Source organism: Erwinia persicina (assembly GCF_014838825.1).
Taxonomy (GTDB): domain Bacteria; phylum Pseudomonadota; class Gammaproteobacteria; order Enterobacterales; family Enterobacteriaceae; genus Erwinia; species Erwinia persicina_A.
Genome location: NZ_JACYMO010000001.1, coordinates 905187 through 919729, shown reverse-complemented (window position 1 = coordinate 919729; position 14543 = coordinate 905187). Strand labels below are relative to the sequence as shown.

Sequence of the window (14543 nt, the reverse complement as noted above, 5' to 3'; positions counted from 1 at the left end):
AACCCTGGTGCTCTCTTTATAAGATAGGGTTTTCTGAATCTGATGAAACTGATAGTGCTAAAGTCATCTTTTCAAGCAAGTCTAATAACTCCTGGGCACTCATTAACACAGGTAGATCATTTTTTTTATCTAACCATAATTGATCTTCCAGAGAATCAATCCACTCGATGTCGGTAACCACGCCCAGCGATACAACGTCTGTTACCCATGAAAAATCACCATTTAATTTTTGCAGATTTTCACAGGCAAAGTGTTTGATACTTAAAACCTGATTGATTTTATCCTGCATTAGGTCATTACGAATTTTAAGGACTGATGGCTTGCCAATAATCCAATCCAGCGGTCTTTCTGTACTTCGACAATCACATAAAATCAGAGTATTACCGATACGTATAGCTAAATCAGTTTCACGATATTTGCCATCAGGACGGGTCAGATTTCTAACTGGAAGTAATTCATAACCTTGGGTGGAAATTTCATCTCGTAAAATATTTTCAAAATCAAGCCCTCTTTCCTGATTATTTTCTCTCATGCCGAAAAAAAGATTTTCTAAAATGGTTTGTACACCACCAAGGTCAATAATGAAAATATCATTGTATGGAAAAATTACGGGGCGCGGACCGAAAGACCACAGGGAGAGACGCTCCTTAGTGCTTTGATTAAGGGTGAAATTTTCACATGCTTTAAGAATTTCTTCAGAGGTTAAGCTCTGCTCCTGATATTTTTTACCAGGAAAACTTTTTAGTGTCTGGACGATGTTATGGCTGAGTTCTTCCAGCGTAAAACTTGTCGTGGAATATGCGCGTTGCATTATAGACCAAACTTTGAGGGCAGAATTTTCGTCATTCTGTAACTTACTGGTTCGATACAATATATGATTGTAAGAAAGAGCCTGCAAAAATGAAAAGAAAGTCTCCAGAGAGAAACCCATTCTCTTAAGGAAAGGTTTTTTCAGTGATTTATGGGACCTGATGAAACTTTTAAAATCAACAGGTAGTGGTATGAAGTTGGTGATCTCATTGCTTAATGGGCTTTCAGCATGGAAAATATCAATGAATTTATATCTGTCGTAATTATATCGCATACCTAGAAAACTTGATTGGAAAAAATCTTCTTTAATATCTCTAAAGCTGGGTAGGCCTTTTGCAGAACTGAGGTATTTCTTCCCACGCACTAGTCTTCGGTCATAGCTGAGAATCAGGTTATCCTGCTCCTCGGTTCTGATTTCTTTCCAAGAGCCATCTTTATTAAGAAGCAGTTTCACGCCCTTACCGATAGCACGCATTTTTGCAGTGGTTCGCCAGTACTCATAAGCATAGCTCTCAAGAAGGTAAACAGATTGGTGAATCTCAGGACTATACTCTTTCATCACCCACTGTGTGTTTTCCTGGTGTAGCTTCCAGTATTTTTCGATCATATCTGGATGATAATTGTTTTCTAAAAGTGAACTGTAAAACATTCCACCCAGCACGTCTCTGGCTGAAATATCTTTACTTAAACACATGTCATTAGCAGTGTTTTTTGCATATTTTAAAAAGGCTGTTTCCAGTGTTAAGCGTACGGAAGCGATTGTACTTGCATCTCTCTTTTCATGCGTATCAGCAATGCTACCTGGTGAAGTACGTCGATATAGATGGAACCAGAAAAATTCAGAATGATCTTCAATTATTTTTTTTATTTTACTTTCGATCCTCACGAGGAAGTTGTTAAGTATGTTCCACGCTTCGTCTCCGTCTATTACCAGGGTTTTATTTTGCTTTATTTCATTTTGATAATTCTGGTGTAGTTCTTTTCGGGTTGTTTTCGAGATTTCCATCATATCATTTAGATGATATTGATGAACGTGAGCGAATGCCAGTGAGTAATACTCAATAGAAAGTTGATGTGCTTTTTCTTTATTTTTTTTGCTTTTCTGAGTTGGTGTTTTTTTTCTGGGTTTTTTATTGCCGGGCATTTATTAAATTCCTTTTTTAAGTAAATCTTTGCCTGTTTATTACATTTTGTTCTTAGTTTTTATTTTTTGTAATGGTTGAATGAGATAAATCTTAAGATATCAGATTGAGATGATAAAATCCTGCAAAATTTCTCTTATACTCCCCGTGGAAAAACAGATTACGGGTGAAAGTCGGATGTTCCATGTCGACCCATTCTGTTGACAGCGCGATGTGCTTATCATGCTAATCCGCATCGGGTGTATATCTGACGGCTGTGAATGAATGACATACGCCATTTATGTATCAATCAGGAGAAGATGATGAAAGCAGTAGTGATTAATACCCCCTTTAATCTCGACAGCGTGACGCTCACCGAACTCAAGGATCCGGGGCAGCCGGGTAAAGGGGAGATCAGAGTGGCAATTAAAGCCAGCTCGCTCAATTTCCATGACCTGATGGTGGCCACAGGCGGCATGGCCGTTGACGATGGCCGTATCCTGCTGTCTGACGGTGCCGGTATTGTTGAGGCGGTAGGCGAAGGCGTAACGGAGTTCCGCGTGGGTGATGCCGTGGTTTCCACCTTCTTCCCGGTATGGGCGGCAGGTAAAGCGACCCCGGCCGTGGGCGGATTTGCCCATACGCCTGGCGATGGCGTCGATGGCCTGGCCTGTGAAAGTGTCGTGCGCGCGGAAAGCGCCTTTACCCACGCGCCGGCAGGCTGGTCGCACGTGGAAGCCGCCACCATCACCACCTCCGGCCTGACCGCGTGGCGGGCATTAGTGGTTAATGGCCGCTTAAAAGCGGGTGAAACGGTACTGGTGCAGGGCACCGGCGGTGTTTCCATTGCCGCGCTGCAGCTGGCCAAAGCGATGGGTGCGCGGGTGATTGCCACCTCGTCCTCTGATGAGAAACTGGCGAGAGTGCGCGAACTGGGCGCAGATGACACCATTAACTACCGCACGACGCCAGAGTGGGGCGACAAAGTCCTTGAGCTGACCGGTGGCATCGGTGTTGATCACGTGGTTGAAGTGGGTGGCCCCGCCACGCTGAATGAATCCCTGAAAGCGGTGAAGGTTGGCGGCCATATTGCCGTGATCGGCGTGTTGTCCGGCACGGATGCGGCATTGTCCGTCTTCAGCGTGCTGGCAAAACAGGTGCGCATTGAGGGGCTGATCGTCGGCAGCCGCCAGGATCAGATCGACTATGTCAATGCGCTGGCGCTGATGGCGCAGAAACCGGTCATCGACAACGTCTTCAGCTATGACCGCTTAGGCGAGGCATTTGCCCATCTGCAAAGCGGCAAACACCTGGGTAAGGTGTGCGTGAGCTGGTGATTGTTGCTGGTTAAATTCCGAGGCCCGCTCCAAAAAAATGAGCGGGCTGTTTAATGTCAGGCACGGCATATCGCTAACCTGCAAGCCCCTGTTTGCCCGCTCTTATCCTCGCAATAAAATTATCCGTGATGACATCCTCACCGCAGGCATTCCAGGCGACGCCAATCTGCCAGCTTATCGACTTGCCAGTTAACGGAATAATATTTAACCCCGGAGGCGCAATGTGAATAACGCTTTGTGGCAATAACGCAACGCCAATACCGGCAATCACCAGGGCGACGATGGTATGAATATCCTCAGCCAGCTGAGTGGCAGAGGCAAGCAGCCCGTTGTCCTGCATATAGCGATCAATCTGGGTATTCAGACCGCGGCCGCGTTCCGTGCGCAGCCGCAGCAGAGGCCACTTTTTCAAACAGTCAGCCACGCTGACCGACGAGGTATCCGCCGCGACCAGCACCAGACGGTCAGTAAACAGCGGCAGATAATCCAGCGGTGCAGCAGGGGGCACCCGAACAAATCCCACCTGGAGTTCGTTGTTTTGCAGCTGCGCATACTGCTGCGCGGAGGGCAGGTCGGTTAACTTGACCTCCACACCGGGAAAATGCCGGCGAAATTCGGCCAGATACTGTGGGGCCAGGTAAAAACTGGAGAGTCCGAATCCCACCGCCAGAGTGCCCTCGTGGCCTTTTGCCACCTGTCCGGCATGGTGCAGGAAGGATCGCGTCTGCCCGAGCACCTTCTGCGCCTCCGGCAGCAGGCGACGACCGCCGGACGTCAGCGCCGTACCGTGTCGTCCGCGTGAAAAAAGAGCGACGTTGAGCTGTGATTCCAGCAGGTTTATCTGTTTGGTTAATGCCGGTTGCGAGATAAACAGGGCCCGCGCGGCTTCGGCATAGTTTCCTTTTTCTGCCAGCATCACGAAGGCGTTCAGCAACCGAAGATTCATGAGGACATTCCAGAAAGTTATCAGAATTGAAAATAGTTTGATTATACCGTTATCAGACAGCCTGCTGTAATGTATTTCCGATCACTTCTGGAGTTTCATCATGTCAGAGAGAACCCCCCTCAAGGCCGCCACCGTACAGTTTCAGCATCAGGCCGGAAATAAGCAGTACAACCTGCTGGTCATGGAGAAGTTTATTCAGCAGGCCGCCCTGCAACAGGTAAAGATTCTGACCTTCCCGGAAATGTGTATCACCGGTTACTGGCATGTGCCCCGGCTCTCCGCCAGTGAGGTGTCTGCGCTGGCTGAACCGGTGAACAACAGCCCCTCGCTGGCGCTGATCCGTGCGCTGGCGATAAAACATCAGATGCTGATCGGTGCCGGGCTGATCGAACGTGCCGATGACGGGCGTCTTTATAACGCCTATGTGGCCTGTATGCCCGACGGTTCAGTGCATACGCACCGCAAGCTTCACGCTTTTGAGCACCCGGCCATCAGCAGCGGCGACAGATTCACCGTGTTTGATACCCCCTGGGGCGTGAAAGTGGGGATCCTCATCTGCTGGGATAATAACCTCGTTGAGAACGTGCGCGCCACGGCGCTGCTCGGTGCCGATATTCTGCTTGCCCCGCACCAGACCGGGGGAACACAGTCGCGCAGTCCCTGTGCCATGAAGCCGATCCCGCTGGAGCTCTGGGCGCAACGGGCGACGCGCAAAGAGGAAATCACGGCGGCATTTAAAGGGGCCAGCGGCCGGGAATGGCTGATGCGCTGGTTACCCGCCCGCGCCCATGACAACGGGCTGTTTGTGTTATTCAGTAACGGCGTGGGCGCAGACCAGGACGAAGTGCGTACCGGCAATGCGATGATCCTTGATCCCTATGGTCGGATGGTGGCAGAAACCTGGGCGGCGGAGGATGCGATGGTCAGTGCCGAACTCGATTTAACCCTGCTGGCGATGAGTACGGGCCGGCGGTGGATCCACGGCCGTCGCCCGGACTTATACCAGATACTGACCGAACCGCAGGGCTATGAGCGCGACGCGATCAGCGCCAGATTCTCAACGGATATCCCCCGCCGGCAGGATCGGTAACGGCCCGGTCGCCGGGCCAGCCCTTCATCCCCCGTGCGAGAGGAGCGGATCATCAGTGATGAAAGGCTGGCAGGGGGAACTGTCGCCCGTTAACCCGGGATCATGGCCGGTTTTCAGCCATGATCCCGGTGAGGTTATGCGGCTGGTAACAGGCTTCGAGAAAGTGAATCTCGTCCTCACTCAGTTTCAGGTGAACCGCCTTAACCGCACCGTCAACGTGGTGTCGGCGGGTGGCACCGACTACCGGTGACGTCACACGGGTCAGTAACCAGGCCAGCGACACTTCGGTCATCGACACGCCCCGGCGCGAAGCCAGCTCACTGACACGGTTGATGATCGCCTGGTCCGCGTCGGCAGTACTGTCGTATTTGCCTTTTGCGTAGCTGTCCTCACGGGAACGCCGGGTCTGCTGCCCGTGACAGCCTGCCGCTGGCCAGGGCGCTGTAGGGCGTCATGGCAATGTTATCTTCCGCGCATAACCCGGCCAGCTCCCGCTCGTCTTCGCGCATGATCAGGTTGTAGTGGCTCTGCACCGACACAAACGGCGTCAGGGCTTCCTGCCGCGCAAGGGCATTGGCTTTGGCCAGCTGCCAGGCAAAGCAGTTGGAAAGGCCTATCGCACGGACTTTACCGGCGGTCACGGCCTGATGCAGCGCTTGCAGAATCTCCAGGATCGGCGTGTGGTAATCCCACCTGTGGCAGATATAGAGGTCAATGTAATCCATACCCAGGTTCTGCAGGCTCTGCGTCAGTGAGAGGGTAATGGCCTCTTTAGCCGTCACCCCCGCTGCCATTTGCTGCGCGGTACGCGGCAGAAATTTCGTCGCCAGCACCACCTCATCCCGTTTTGCCATATCGCGTAATGCCCTGCCAACATAGCGCTCACTGGAGCCGTTCTGATAGGCAAGGGCGGTATCAAAAAAATTGATACCGTTTTCCAGCCCGTAGCGGATGATGTCGCGGCTTTCCGCTTCGTCCAGCGTCCAGCTGTGTGGTCCGGTGGTCGGGTCGCCAAAGCCCATGCAGCCCATGCAGATGCGTGAAACGTTCAGGTCGCTGTTGCCGAGGGGGGTGTACTGCATGCTGCCTCCTTGAGGGGGTTATTTTCTGGCCAGCTGCCGGGCCAGTTTCCTGATCCCGTCAACGATCTCCGCCGGTGTATGTGCGGCAAAGCCGAACAGGATCGCCTGCTTTTCCGGCCGCGTCTGGCAGTAGCGTGAAAGGGGTTGCGCGCCCAAACCCGCCTGACGACAGTGCGCAATAATAACCGAACCGTCAAGGTGCTCCGCCAGCCAGCAGACAAGATGAATGCCGGAATCGGCGGGTTCTACGCTGAGGATGTCGGGAAGATACCGGTGGATGGCCTCCGCCATGACCCTCTGGCGCTCCTGGCAGGCTTTCCTCACCCGCCTGACGTGGCGGGCATAGTGCCCCTCAGCGATAAAGGTGGCGAGGAGGGTTTGATCCTGATAAGCCGTCCGCGTGTCCGCATAGTACTTCGCGATTTTAAAGGGTTCCACCAGGTGTTCAGGCACCACCAGGAAGCCCAGATGAAACCCCGGGAACATCATTTTTGAGAAGGTTCCGGCGTAGATCACCCGCTGGTGCTGATCCAGCCCCTGCAGCGCCTGAATCGGCTGGGCGGCATAGCGGAATTCACTGTTGTAATCATCCTCGAAGATCCACGCATCACGCTCTGCAGCCCACTCCAGCAGTGCCATTCTCCGGGACAGACTCAGGGTTCCGCCCAGCGGAAACTGATGGGAAGGAGAGGTGAAGATCATTTTCGCCCCGGGCCACTGCCGGATACCGCTGGCGATGTCCATTCCCTGTTTATCCCCGTTCACCGGGCGGATGACCGCACCCGTGGAGGTAAACGCCCCCCGGGCACCGTCGTATCCCGGTTCATCGAGCCAGACTTCATCCCCCTTCTGTAACAGCACCTGCGCGGCCAGATTCATCGCCTGCTGGGTTCCACTGACGATCAGGATCTGCTCCTCTGTGCAGTTCAGGCCCCGAGTGGTGCGGACATAGTCGCAGATAGCCTGTCTCAGCGGTCGGTACCCCATCACTTCATTGTGCCTGCCGTCCAGCTGACGATACTGCCGCCAGAGGCGGCCGGACAGCCGCCCCCACAGCGCGTAGGGAAATAAGTCCGTGCAGCCGATACCAATATTAAACGTCAGGTTTTGCCCGGAGTGGGGTAGCGTGGCGTCCCACAGCTGCTTCATCACCTGCGTCTGCGGATTCAGCCGGGGGCGGCTTTTTTCCTGCGTTGCCTGGGGGGAGGGGGCCACAGCGGCGGTGTGGATCATCTCATCAGGAATGACCGGGGCAACAAAGGTGCCCGCGCCCTGTCGGGTTGTCAGATAGCCCTCATCGCAGAGGCGTTCCAGACCCGACAGTACGGAGTTCCTTGAAATGGCCATCATTTCAGAAAACGTTCTGCTGGAGGGCAGCTTCCGCCCGGCTTTAAGCTCCCCGGTCAGGATCATCTCTTTAATCACCTGATAGAACTGTTCTTTAATTTTCCCTTTTTTAAGCAGCAGGCCAGGGAAGCTGGCAACGTTCTTTTCTGGGCGCAAAGTGGATCCATAAAATTTCAATAAAGTGTATCTTACAGGATACCACTGTGCGCGTTACTCTTGCATCTTCTTAACGATGAGGAGAATATAAATGATTGATAAAATGAGAGAAAGTGCAGAAGTTGCCGTCATGCCTGTTCAACAGAAAGATTACGCACAGTGGCTGCCACACTGGCTGAGTTATCAGGCTTTCTACGAAGTTCAGTTATCTGAAGACGCTACGGCCGCCGCCTGGCAGCGTTTTTTTGACGCTGACAGCCCCATTTTTTGTGCGGTTGCCCGGGAGGGGGAAACCGTTATCGGGTTTGCTCACTACCTGTTTCATCCCTCCACCTGGGCGGTCAGTGAGTACTGCTATCTTGAAGACCTGTTTGTTGCCCCCCACTGTCGCGGCAGAGAGACGGGAAAACAGCTGATTGAATATGTTCAGCAACAGGCCCGTGCGCGGCAGTGCGACAGGCTGTACTGGCACACCCAGGAAAAGAACGCCACGGCCCAGCGGCTGTACGATCGGGTGGCCGAGAAACCTGGCGTGATCCAGTACAGAATGCCGCTGTAAGGCGACGTATCCGTCGCGTCGTTTTCTCCATAATCAGATCGGGGCGGTCAGGGGAGGACGGAGAGCAGATGGCGCAGGCCATTTTGCCCGCCTGCCGGGATTGCTTTACCCGTCGCGGGCTAATGGGTAAGCTCAGGCAGGTTGTCTTTCCCTGCCGACGCTGAAAGGATATCTGTCGCTATGCCCGTCAATTTTGATCTCAACGATCTCTACGCCTTCCGCGCACTGGTTGAATACGGTAATTTTAGGCTTGCAGCCGAGTCCAGCTGCCTGTCTCAGTCGGCACTGAGCCGCAGGATTGAGAAGCTGGAGTCTGCGCTGGGCATCCGGCTGTTCGACAGAACCACCCGGCGCGTGACGCTGACCCTTTACGGGCAGACCTTCGCGGCGCGTTCCGACCAGCTGCTGTTTAATGTTGAGTCACTATTAGGGGATATCACTAAGGTCAGTCAGGAACGCGTCGGGCTGGTTACCGTCGCCACGGTGCCCTCGGCGGCGTACTATTTTATGCCTGATGTGATCCGCCGTTTTCAGGCCCGCTACCCGCAGGTACGCGTCAGGATTATTGATAGCAGCGCAGGGAATGTTATCGAAGCCGTTGCCAGCGGTGAGGCGGACTTCGGCCTCTGTTTTGCGCGCAGTCTGCAACCCAATATCGAATTTCTGCCGCTGGTGGGGGATGTCTACGTGGCGGCCTGTCGGCGCGATGGTCCCATCGCCAGCAGAAAAAGCCTGACGTGGCGGGAATTCTATCAGCAGGACTATGTGGGGCTGGATAAGACCTCCGGCAACCGTAACCTGCTCGATCAGATGCTGGAACACATCATCCCTGAGCGCCCCAGTATCTGCGAAACCCGTCATGTCACCACCATGCTGGGCATGGTTGAAGCGGGGGTCGGTATTGCCGCCGTCCCGGCGATGTCGATGCCCTCGTCAGAATATTCGGTCCTGACATCCGTACCGCTGACTGACCCGGTGGTCAGGCGGACGGTGGGGCTGATCAGGCGCAGCGGACGGATGCAGTCTTACCTTGCTGCCGAACTTGAAAAGCTGATCACGGAACAGTATCACGCGGCGTAACAGGGTGTTCAGCGCTGACCGTGACCATGCCGCTGGCCTGTATAACGTTTTGTGCCGAAGCCGAAGATAAAAAAGCCAGTAGCGCTTTGCCTTCCCGGGGATGATCTGCTTTCGCGGTGACCGCACCGGCAAAGCGGGTCACGTACTGCAGATCGGCCGGCAGTTTGCCAATAAAGGTGACCCCCGCAACGGGGAGCAGCTCACTGACCTGCTGGAAACCGAGCGTATATTTCCCTCTGGCCACTTCGGACGCCACCGGAATGCGCTCAATCATCTGCGCTTTGTGCTTCATTTCGTCTTCAATACCCAGTTTTTTAAACAGCTGGCCGCTGACATAGCGGCCGCTGGCGCTGTCTGAATACGCTACCGATCTGGCCTGCAACAGGGTATGACGCAGTGCCGCCGCGTTATTAATATCAGGTTCAGGGTCCCCCTGTCTGACGACCATGCCAACCGGTGAGTCAGCCAGCTCCACGCGGGAACCGGGTTGCAGCCGGTTATCCTGTGCCAGATGAGTCAGCGCGTCACCGACCATGATCACCACGTCGGCCTTTTCTCCCCGTGCCAGCCGCGACGGGATCGCCTGTGGGCTGTTCCCCATTGAGGGGCCGGGAACCAGCCTGATCGTGTCACCGCTGCTGGCTTCATACTGCGGGGCCAGTTTTTCCAGGGCCGCTTTAAAGCCCCCTGAAATCATCACGGTCACTTCTTCGGCCGGTACGCGCTGGCTGACGGAAAACAGCAGCAGCGTAGCCGGGAGTAAACAATAAAATTTTTGCATGATAGCGTCCCTGTTTTAACCTGCGGTTTGCAGTGATAAGCCGATGCGGCGGTACAGATAAAGCGTTGCCAGTAAGGCACAGACGGCGGCAAAGCTCATCCAGTAGCCCGGTGAGGCCTTATCCCCGGTGTACTCAATCAGCGCGGTGGAGATGACCGGGGTAAATCCGCCAAACACGGCGGTGGCCAGACTGTAAGCCAGCGAGAAACCGGCCACCCGCACTTCCACTGGCATGATCTCCGTCAGCGCCGGGATCATAGCACCGTTATACAGGCCATAAAGGAAGGAGAGCCAGAGCAGCACCGCCAGCATCATCGAAAAACTGGGGGCCTGAGCAAGCAGGTGAAGCGCCGGATAGGCCGTGACCAGGGCCAGCAGCGCCATGGTCACCAGCACCGGTTTGCGGCCAAAGCGGTCTGACAGAGCGCCCCCTACCGGCAGCCAGAGGAAGTTCGATACTGCCACCAGCAGCGTGACCAGCAGGCTGTCCGGGGCGCTGAGCATCAGGACCTTCTTGCCGAAGGTGGGGGCATAAACGGTGATCAGATAGAACGCGGTGGTGGTCATGGCGACCATCAGCATACCGGCTATTACCACCTGCCAGTTTGCTAACAGGGTGGTAAACACCTCGCGCATCGCCAGAGGGTTGCGGCGGCGGGTGAACTCTTCGGTCTCCTCCAGCTTACGGCGCAGTAAAAAGATAAAGGGCACAATCAGGCAGCCAAACAGGAAAGGCAGACGCCAGCCCCAATCGCGAATGGCACTCTCTTCCATCAGCATATTGAGGGCAAAGCCCATGGCCGCAGCGACCATAATCGCCACCTGCTGACTGCCGGATTGCCAGCTGGTGTAAAAGCCCTTACGGCCCGGCGTGGCAATTTCCGCCAGGTAGACGGAGACGCCCCCCAGCTCTGCGCCCGCCGAGAAGCCCTGTAGCAGGCGGCCCGCCAGCACCAGCAGCGGTGCCCAGATGCCGATTGTCTGATAGGAAGGGATCAGCACAATCAGGAAGGTGCCTGCGGCCATTATCGACAGGGTGACAATCAGCCCTTTACGCCTGCCGACTTTATCGATGTAGGCACCCAGCACGATGGCACCAATCGGACGCATCAGAAAGCCTGCCCCAAAGACCGCGAAGGTCATCATTAATGAGGCAAATTCACTGCTGGCCGGAAAGAAGGTATGGGCAATGTAAGTGGCATAAAATCCGAACAGGAAAAAGTCGAACTGCTCAAGAAAGTTGCCAGAAGTCACGCGCAGTATCGCGCTAATTCTTGCCCGGGTGGTCATAAGGGCGTGAGAGGAATGCATGGTTATCTCCAGTTTGTCGTTGACGCTTTTGCCGCGCCTGTTGCTGCAGACTGGATCAGAAAAATAGCGTAAATAAGCGCAATTAACTCATCGATTCATGCGTCTGGCGCATCAATGAGTTTTAACCATCATGGCAGATAAGCTGTAACAGGCTATTAACAGGGGTGGGTCTGTTCACCCGGTTCGTTACAGACGAAAATATGGATTACCGGTTTTGTGACAAGGCGCATACGGGGCAGGTGGGGGGAAAGGCTGAGGGGGGATAAAAGGAGGGACGACGTTTGTGACGCGTCCCTGAAAAAAGTAGCCGCGCCTGGTGTCAGCAGCATGCCGGTGTTAAAACCGTTTCGGCATCTGCCACCGGGCTGCTTCAGGCGGGATTTCTGATTTTCTCCAGGCCTTTTTCCAGGCGGGACAGGTTATCAACGGTTCCCCCTTTATCTAAATAAGTAAACCAGCCCGGAACGACCTTCCTGAACATTTCCACGCCCTCCGGGGTGACTTCAGATTGTTTTAACTCAAACGCTTTATTTAAACTTCCGTCTTCATTGAAAGGATCTTTCGCGAACAGCTCGTTAGCTTTCATGAACGTCAGCAGCGCGGTCAGGGAGCGGGTTATTCGTTCGTGGTACGTCCTGTTTTTATTGCGTGAGTAAAGCATAGGAAGACTGCATAAGGTAAAGTCTGTCTCATTCACGATAGTGCCCTGCCATATCCAGACGGTGTCTGTATCTGAAGTCAACGATGCCCGCGGGCATCCGTATTGTTGCCGGGTATCAACCCCGGCACCGAGTTTAGCATTTTTCCACCGGCAGGATTGCCTGAGGCCAGAACGTCCAGCCGGCCCTCTGGCTGGGATTGAGAACGCTGGACAGATTAATCGGCTCGTTCGCTACCTGGACAATAACACCTGTCAGCCATGCCCGCTGGCCGGGCGATGACAGATGACAGATGAACGGGGTGGGACAAGCGTGACCTTCAGGTTTGCCCCGGGTCGCAAGGGAAAATGTCCCAGTTGCAGAGGATTGAGTGAAATACGCACGGGAATGCGCTTTAGCGTCTTGTCCCGGTCTGTTGCGCTTTTGGGCGCGGACAGACGCGGCAGTGGCTTATCCGGGGTCAACAGAATCTCTTCAATATGTCCGTCAAACACCACGCTGGCACCATAAACATCAGTGACAATCGATGCCCTTTGTCCGACCGTCAGTCCGCAACGGTGTGCCACACTGAAGTTGGCCATTATCCACATCTCACCGGCGGGCATCACCGTCATCAGAGGCTGGGCGGCAGTGACGCTCGCAGTATCATCAACATGGCGCTGGACAACATACCCGGCTACCGGGCTTCGTACCTGAGTGCGTAAAAGCGCCTGCTGCGCCTGCTGTAGTTCCTTCCTTGCCTGCGATATTTGCCGCTGATGAGCCGCATCTGCTGCCTGAAGCCGTTGCTGATTTTCACGGTATTTGCGGATAGCAACATCCAGGGCGTGTTTGGTGCTGTCGACGGCTTTGAGTGACTGTTGCAGATCGTGTTTTGCTATCACCCGCGCGCCTTTTGACAGGATCCGTCGGTGATACTCATTAAGTGCCTGCTGATAGGCCATCTGGGCTTTGAGTATACGGGTGTTATTCTGGTCAATGCTGACATAGCGGTCCTGATTTTTTTTTATTGTGTCCGACAATGTTTTCTCTGCCTGTCTGTACCGGTTCAGCGCGTCGGTGTTGTCCATACTCACCAGGATATCGCCATTGTTTACCCAGTCGTTGGAGGGTAGGTGGACGTGCGCCACCCGGCCACTGAGGGGGGCAGGTACGGTGATTTTGTTGCCGGTAATAGAAGCATCCCTGGTGCTGGGTATAGGGCAGTAGTTAAATTGCCCCCTGTTGGTGAAAAGAAAACACGAAATAAAAATAATCAGGCTGAAAAATAATCGTGTTTTATTTATTTTTTTGAGGGGCAACTGAATGCGATGTGTTTTTGCATTGTGCCGTTGTTTCATGAAAAATCTTATCCCGGCGGGCTATTGAATATAAAACCTCACGCGTTGCATAGCTGGCTGTACAGAGCAAATTAAATGTCAGGTTTAAAATTTATCGAGTAAGATTAATCTTTAGTTCTGTTCAAATACAGGGGGTTTGTCGGAAATTTTTGCAGGAGGCGTCCTACACATGAAGTCCAAAATACTATTTTAAATTAAAGCTGACTATTTCTTTTAACGCCAATGGCAATGGCTTTAGGGATGATATAGACTCAATATCAATCCGTTCCCGGAAAAGAAGAATGCTATAGCATGAGAAAAATAAATACGCTGAATGCTGTCATTGTTGACGATCACCCGCTGGCTCGCATGGCGATCAAAACACTGCTTGAAAGTGAAGGCATTTCTGTTGTCGGGGAAGCTGAAGATGGCGCGAAAGCGCTGTTACTGGTGGAGGAGCACTATCCGGACCTGGTCATCATTGATGTCGATATCCCGGTAATGAGTGGTATCGAAGTGGTAGAGAAACTCAGGAAGCAGGCTTTTAGCCGTATTATCATTGTGGTTTCTGCAAAAAATGATTTGTTCTATGGCAAACGCAGCGCGGATGCCGGTGCGAATGCGTTTATCAGTAAAAAAGAGGGAATGACGAATATTATCGCCGCCGTAAATGCCTCTCTCAATGGTTACAGCTATTTCCCATTGTCGCTGCACGCTTTTATGGGAAGCCTGTCTTCTGAGCAACAAATGTTACAATCTCTGTCGAGTCAGGAAATCAAAGTGATGCGCTATATTCTGAGCGGGGCAGAGAATATGAAAATTGCCTCTGATATGTGCCTGAGCAATAAAACAGTGAGTACGTATAAAAGTCGCTTAATGGAAAAATTGAATTGCAAGTCGTTGATGGAACTCTTCTCTTTTGCCCAGCGCAATAAAATTGGTTAA

The 14543-nt window shown here is 53.2% G+C and carries 12 protein-coding genes and 1 pseudogene; 5 read left to right on the top strand and 8 right to left on the bottom strand.

Annotated features, from left to right (window positions below):
- Nucleotides 1-16: 16 nt before the first annotated feature.
- Entirely contained in the window at nucleotides 17-1954 is a 1938-nt protein-coding gene (locus IFU29_RS04245) for a hypothetical protein (RefSeq protein ID WP_191932800.1), read from the bottom strand.
- Nucleotides 1955-2254: 300 nt separating this feature from the next.
- On the opposite strand from IFU29_RS04245, the gene IFU29_RS04240 reads away from it, so the two are divergent.
- Nucleotides 2255-3268 carry a zinc-dependent alcohol dehydrogenase family protein gene (locus tag IFU29_RS04240; protein WP_191933121.1) on the top strand — a complete coding sequence of 338 codons (1014 nt, stop codon included), beginning with the start codon at nucleotides 2255-2257 and terminating at the stop codon, nucleotides 3266-3268.
- Between the two features lie 73 nt (nucleotides 3269-3341).
- Here the strand turns inward: IFU29_RS04240 and IFU29_RS04235 are convergent, their stop codons facing one another.
- On the bottom strand, nucleotides 3342-4214 hold the full coding sequence (locus tag IFU29_RS04235) for a LysR family transcriptional regulator (protein WP_191932799.1): 873 nt from the start codon (nucleotides 4212-4214) through the stop codon (nucleotides 3342-3344).
- 100 nt (nucleotides 4215-4314) lie between these two features.
- Between IFU29_RS04235 and IFU29_RS04230 the strand changes: the two genes are divergently transcribed.
- Complete coding sequence (locus IFU29_RS04230) at nucleotides 4315-5304, top strand: nitrilase family protein (RefSeq protein ID WP_191932798.1); 990 nt, start codon at nucleotides 4315-4317, stop codon at nucleotides 5302-5304.
- 100 nt (nucleotides 5305-5404) lie between these two features.
- Here IFU29_RS04230 and IFU29_RS04225 read toward each other — a convergent pair.
- Both IFU29_RS04225 and pdxR read right to left on the bottom strand, forming a co-directional pair.
- Nucleotides 5405-6386 (bottom strand): annotated as a pseudogene (locus tag IFU29_RS04225) (aldo/keto reductase).
- An 18-nt stretch (nucleotides 6387-6404) separates the two neighbouring features.
- Entirely contained in the window at nucleotides 6405-7889 is a 1485-nt protein-coding gene (pdxR, locus tag IFU29_RS04220; protein WP_191932797.1) for a MocR-like pyridoxine biosynthesis transcription factor PdxR, read from the bottom strand.
- Between the two features lie 91 nt (nucleotides 7890-7980).
- Here pdxR and IFU29_RS04215 point away from each other — a divergent pair, with 91 nt between their 5' ends.
- Nucleotides 7981-8448: a GNAT family N-acetyltransferase gene (locus IFU29_RS04215; RefSeq protein WP_191932796.1), complete on the top strand. Its 468-nt coding sequence runs from the start codon at nucleotides 7981-7983 to the stop codon at nucleotides 8446-8448.
- Between the two features lie 180 nt (nucleotides 8449-8628).
- Nucleotides 8629-9528, top strand: a complete 900-nt coding sequence (locus IFU29_RS04210) for a LysR family transcriptional regulator (protein ID WP_191932795.1) — start codon at nucleotides 8629-8631, stop codon at nucleotides 9526-9528.
- Here the strand turns inward: IFU29_RS04210 and IFU29_RS04205 are convergent.
- From IFU29_RS04205 to IFU29_RS04190, 4 genes are all read right to left on the bottom strand, one after another.
- Entirely contained in the window at nucleotides 9503-10309 is an 807-nt protein-coding gene (locus tag IFU29_RS04205; protein WP_191932794.1) for a substrate-binding domain-containing protein, read from the bottom strand. The genes IFU29_RS04210 and IFU29_RS04205 overlap by 26 nt on opposite strands.
- Before the next feature lie 15 nt (nucleotides 10310-10324).
- A complete protein-coding gene (locus IFU29_RS04200) occupies nucleotides 10325-11620 on the bottom strand; it encodes an MFS transporter (protein ID WP_191932793.1) in 1296 nt (431 codons plus the stop codon).
- A gap of 370 nt (nucleotides 11621-11990) precedes the next feature.
- Complete coding sequence (locus IFU29_RS04195; RefSeq protein WP_062742702.1) at nucleotides 11991-12317, bottom strand: hypothetical protein; 327 nt, start codon at nucleotides 12315-12317, stop codon at nucleotides 11991-11993.
- A gap of 216 nt (nucleotides 12318-12533) precedes the next feature.
- Nucleotides 12534-13301 (bottom strand): efflux RND transporter periplasmic adaptor subunit, encoded by a 768-nt coding sequence (locus IFU29_RS04190; protein WP_342214439.1) that lies wholly within the window; start codon nucleotides 13299-13301, stop codon nucleotides 12534-12536.
- Nucleotides 13302-13928: 627 nt separating this feature from the next.
- Between IFU29_RS04190 and evgA the strand changes: the two genes are divergently transcribed.
- The gene (gene evgA, locus IFU29_RS04185) at nucleotides 13929-14543 is read left to right on the top strand and encodes an acid-sensing system DNA-binding response regulator EvgA (RefSeq protein WP_191933120.1); all 615 of its coding nucleotides are present in this window, start codon (nucleotides 13929-13931) and stop codon (nucleotides 14541-14543) included.

Bases quoted from the DNA above. Each gene is read 5' to 3' on its own strand.
- IFU29_RS04235 (WP_191932799.1), bottom strand. From the start codon at position 4,214: ATGAATCTTCGGTTGCTGAACGCCTTCGTGATGCTGGCAGAAAAAGGA.
- IFU29_RS04215 (WP_191932796.1), top strand. From the start codon at position 7,981: ATGATTGATAAAATGAGAGAAAGTGCAGAAGTTGCCGTCATGCCTGTT.
- IFU29_RS04210 (WP_191932795.1), top strand. From the start codon at position 8,629: ATGCCCGTCAATTTTGATCTCAACGATCTCTACGCCTTCCGCGCACTG.
- IFU29_RS04205 (WP_191932794.1), bottom strand. From the start codon at position 10,309: ATGCAAAAATTTTATTGTTTACTCCCGGCTACGCTGCTGCTGTTTTCC.
- IFU29_RS04230 (WP_191932798.1), top strand. From the start codon at position 4,315: ATGTCAGAGAGAACCCCCCTCAAGGCCGCCACCGTACAGTTTCAGCAT.
- IFU29_RS04245 (WP_191932800.1), bottom strand. From the start codon at position 1,954: ATGCCCGGCAATAAAAAACCCAGAAAAAAAACACCAACTCAGAAAAGC.
- IFU29_RS04240 (WP_191933121.1), top strand. From the start codon at position 2,255: ATGAAAGCAGTAGTGATTAATACCCCCTTTAATCTCGACAGCGTGACG.
- IFU29_RS04200 (WP_191932793.1), bottom strand. From the start codon at position 11,620: ATGCATTCCTCTCACGCCCTTATGACCACCCGGGCAAGAATTAGCGCG.